Source organism: Brachyspira catarrhinii (assembly GCF_005518285.1).
Taxonomy (GTDB): Bacteria; Spirochaetota; Brachyspiria; order Brachyspirales; family Brachyspiraceae; genus Brachyspira; species Brachyspira catarrhinii.
On sequence record NZ_SJDU01000236.1, the window covers coordinates 1 to 3656 of the forward strand.

The 3656-nt window shown below is 31.4% G+C and carries 3 protein-coding genes; 1 reads left to right on the forward strand and 2 read right to left on the reverse strand.

Annotated features, from left to right (window positions below; translation table 11 throughout):
- Positions 1–166: 166 nt before the first annotated feature.
- Positions 167–667, reverse strand: a complete 501-nt coding sequence (gene ilvN, locus EZH24_RS08640) for an acetolactate synthase small subunit (RefSeq protein WP_137998765.1) — start codon at positions 665–667, stop codon at positions 167–169.
- 40 nt (positions 668–707) lie between these two features.
- On the reverse strand, positions 708–2381 hold the full coding sequence (gene ilvB / locus EZH24_RS08645) for a biosynthetic-type acetolactate synthase large subunit (protein WP_137998766.1): 1674 nt from the start codon (positions 2379–2381) through the stop codon (positions 708–710).
- A 487-nt stretch (positions 2382–2868) separates the two neighbouring features.
- On the opposite strand from ilvB, the gene EZH24_RS08650 reads away from it, so the two are divergent.
- Complete coding sequence (locus EZH24_RS08650; protein WP_137998767.1) at positions 2869–3615, forward strand: ankyrin repeat domain-containing protein; 747 nt, start codon at positions 2869–2871, stop codon at positions 3613–3615.
- Positions 3616–3656 lie beyond the last annotated feature (41 nt).

Genomic DNA, 3656 nt, shown 5'->3' on the forward strand with positions numbered 1-3656 from the left:
TTTCCTCTTCTTTCGATTTTAAACTCGACAATTTAGAAACCCATGCGTCATAATATTTTTTTATCATTTTAATTCTCCTCGCTATGTTTTACACAGCATTTTTAATTTTTTTATTATATTTTTTATAATTTATTATATTTTTTATAAAAATTATTCGCTTAAATTATTATAAATCAATAGTTGGAATTTTATCTCCTTTTTCCATCGCGGTAATTCCCGTCCTCGATTGTTCTAAAATTTTGAAACTTGAAATATCTTCCAAAAATTTGTCAATAGCTTCGGGTTTGTCCGTAAGTTCCGTTATGATTCCGCCCGAAAATTCGTCTCTGATTTTAGCGCCGTATTTGTCGACTATATCGAGCAAAGATTTTTTATTATTTTCTTTAGCTTCTATTTTTAATAATAATAAATCTCTTTCAATAATATTCTCGTTATTAAGCAAAAATACCGAATGAATCTCTATCAATTTTGCCGTTTGTTTAACTATTTGCGATATTTGAGCTTCGTCTCCTTCCGTTACTATTGTCATTCTCGAAATATTCGGATAGCAAGTAACCGAACAAGTTATGCTTAAAATATTGAATCCTTTCTGACTAAACAAAAGGCAAATTCTCGTAAGAACGCCAGAACTATTATCTACAAATAAAACTAAAATTCTTTTTGTCATTTTTCAATCCTTTTTTATTTAATTTATTATATTATGTTTATCAATTTAATATAATATCTTCAACGGTTCCTCCAGATGGAATCATTGGCAATACTTTTAAATCTTTGTCTATAACGCATTCTATCCAAACGGGAACTTTTTCTTTTAAGGCGTTTTCAAAAACTTTTTCAAATTCTTCCAAAGTTTCGCATTTAAAACATGCAGCCCCGAATCCTTCGGCAATTTTAATATAGTCCATTTTTTTATTCATATCCGTGCTTGAATATCTATTTTCGTAAAATACGCTCTGCCATTGTCTAACCATACCTAATGTATTATTATTAAATATTACCGAAATTATTGGAAGTTTATATTCTACCGCCGTTGCCACTTCTTTAAAATTCATAAAGAAAGAACCGTCTCCCGTTATATGAACGACATGTCTTTTTGGCATCGCAATTTTAACTCCGATAGCCGCTCCGTATCCGAATCCCATAGTTCCGAGTCCTCCGCTCGTTATAAAACTTCTCGGTTTTGTATGATGAAGATATTGAACCGCCCACATTTGATGCTGTCCGACATCCGTTACATATACGACATCGTCTTTGCATTTATAACCTATTGATTCTATAATATTTTTAGGATGAAATATACTGTCTTTTGAATATTTTTTTGTATTATTTTCCTCTTCTTTCGATTTTAAACTCGACAATTTAGAAACCCATTCGTCATCATTAACTCTATTAACTAATTTTGAAAATTTATCCAAGACATCGTTAATATCTCCTATTATGCTATAGTCGACTTTAACATTTTTATTGACTTCGCTTCCGTCTATATCTATATGCACTTTTTTAGCCTTGTTTCCAAATTTTGAAGTATTGAGGGCGACTCTATCGCTGAATCTCGTTCCTACGGCAATTATTAAGTCCGCTTCGTTTATGACTGTATTTGCAGTTTCGCTTCCATGCATTCCCAAAAGTCCCACATTTAAAGGCTCGTTATATCCTAATGTTCCCGCTCCCATTATCGTATGAACCGAAGGAATATTAGTTCTAATCATAAACTCTCTTAATTTAGCGCTCGAATCTTTTGCTCCGCCTCCAAAATATATGATAGGTTTTTTAGACTCGTTTATTAACTTTGCCACTTTTTCTATCACGGTTTCGTCTTCCGCTCTGATTTTTGGATTTTTCAATTTAATTTTTTCTTTGCGAACAAATTCCGTAATATCGGAAGTTATATTTTTAGGAACATCGATTAAAACGGGACCTTTTCTTCCATTATTCGCTATTAAAAAGGCTTTTCTTATGGTATCCGCCAAATCCTCGATTTTCCTCACTACAAAATTATGCTTCGTAATAGTCATAGTTATTCCCGCTATATAAACCTCTTGAAAGCTATCTTTTCCCATCAAACTTATAGGAACATTTCCCGTAATAGCCACGATTGGCACGCTGTCCATATATGCCGTTGCCAATGGCGTCACTAAATTGGTAGCTCCAGGTCCGCTTGTGGCGAATATTACTCCCGTTTTTCCGCTAACTCTCGCATATCCGTCCGCCGCATGTCCCGCTCCATATTCGTCTACGGGCATTATATGATTTAATTTGTCTCTATATTTATAAAGCGCATCGTATATATATAATACCGAACCTCCAGGGTAGCCGAATATCGTGTCTACTCCCTGCTCTATCAAAACTTCCATGATTATTTCTGAACCGTTTAATTTCATTTTAATAAACTCCTTTAATTTACGCGTTTTAATTTATTATATTTTTTTAATACAATAAAACGAATTTAAATTTTATGTTATATTATTTTTAGATTTACAGGATATTAATTAGAATAGACAAGACAAGATTGACGATAATATTTTTATTATTGCAATTATATTTTTTATTTTTTTTAGAATTGTTAAACGAATAAGAACGACTTATTTCGTTTGTCTTATGAAACCTGTTCATTTTTCTTCTCCTATTAATTTATTTTTTATTTAATTGTTTAATTTAATTTAGGGAAAATTATAACATATTATAAAATTTATAGCAAACATTTTTTATAAAAATTTTTTATTTATTTTGGATTGCTTCGGCATTTTTAATGTATCGCAATGACTAATTTTTTAATTAATTTTGCAACATTATTTTTATTAAAAAATTATAATTAACATAATACTAATTCCGAAAATAATACAAAATAATTTTAAAAGGTAAACGACAATGAAAACATTAACTTTAATTTTATTATTTTTATCGATTAGCTTAAATATTTTTGCCATAAGCAGAGAAGAGGAAAAATTTTTGAACGCGGCGGAAAACGGAGATATAGAGGAAATCAAATCTCTATTGGAAAAAGGAAAGTTAAATATTAATACAAAAGACAAAAACGATAATACCGCTTTAATATTTTCTTCCGCTTTCGGACATAGCGATATTGTAGAGTTGCTTATAGAAAACGGAGCGAATATAGAATTCAAAAATAAGTTGGGAGGAAACGCCTTAATACTTTCTTCTTACGAAAATAATTACGATATAGCAAAGTCTCTTATAAATAGCGGAGCGGACATTAACACGCGAGATAAAAATGGAAACACCGCTTTGATAATCGCTTTAAATCAAAAGAATCCCGAAACTGCAAGATTGCTTATTGAGAACGGAGCGGATGTTAACGCGAGAGGCGAAAACGATTGCGCTCCTTTAATGCTTCCTTCCTACTATGGAGATTGCGAAATCGTTAAATATCTCATAGAAAACGGAGCCGATATTAACGCCCAAGATAAAGATGGATGGACTGCCTTAATGTTTGCGGCAAAAAACGGGTATGACGATATTGGAAAAATCCTTATAAAAAACGGAGCGGATATTAATGTGAGGGATAAAGATGGCAACACGGCTTTATCGATAGCCAAAGAAGAAGGTTATAGAGATTTCATAAGAATATTAAGAGTAAAAAAGAAAAGAAGATAAAAAATTCATTAATTAACATAATTAAACAAAGGCGTAGCAAT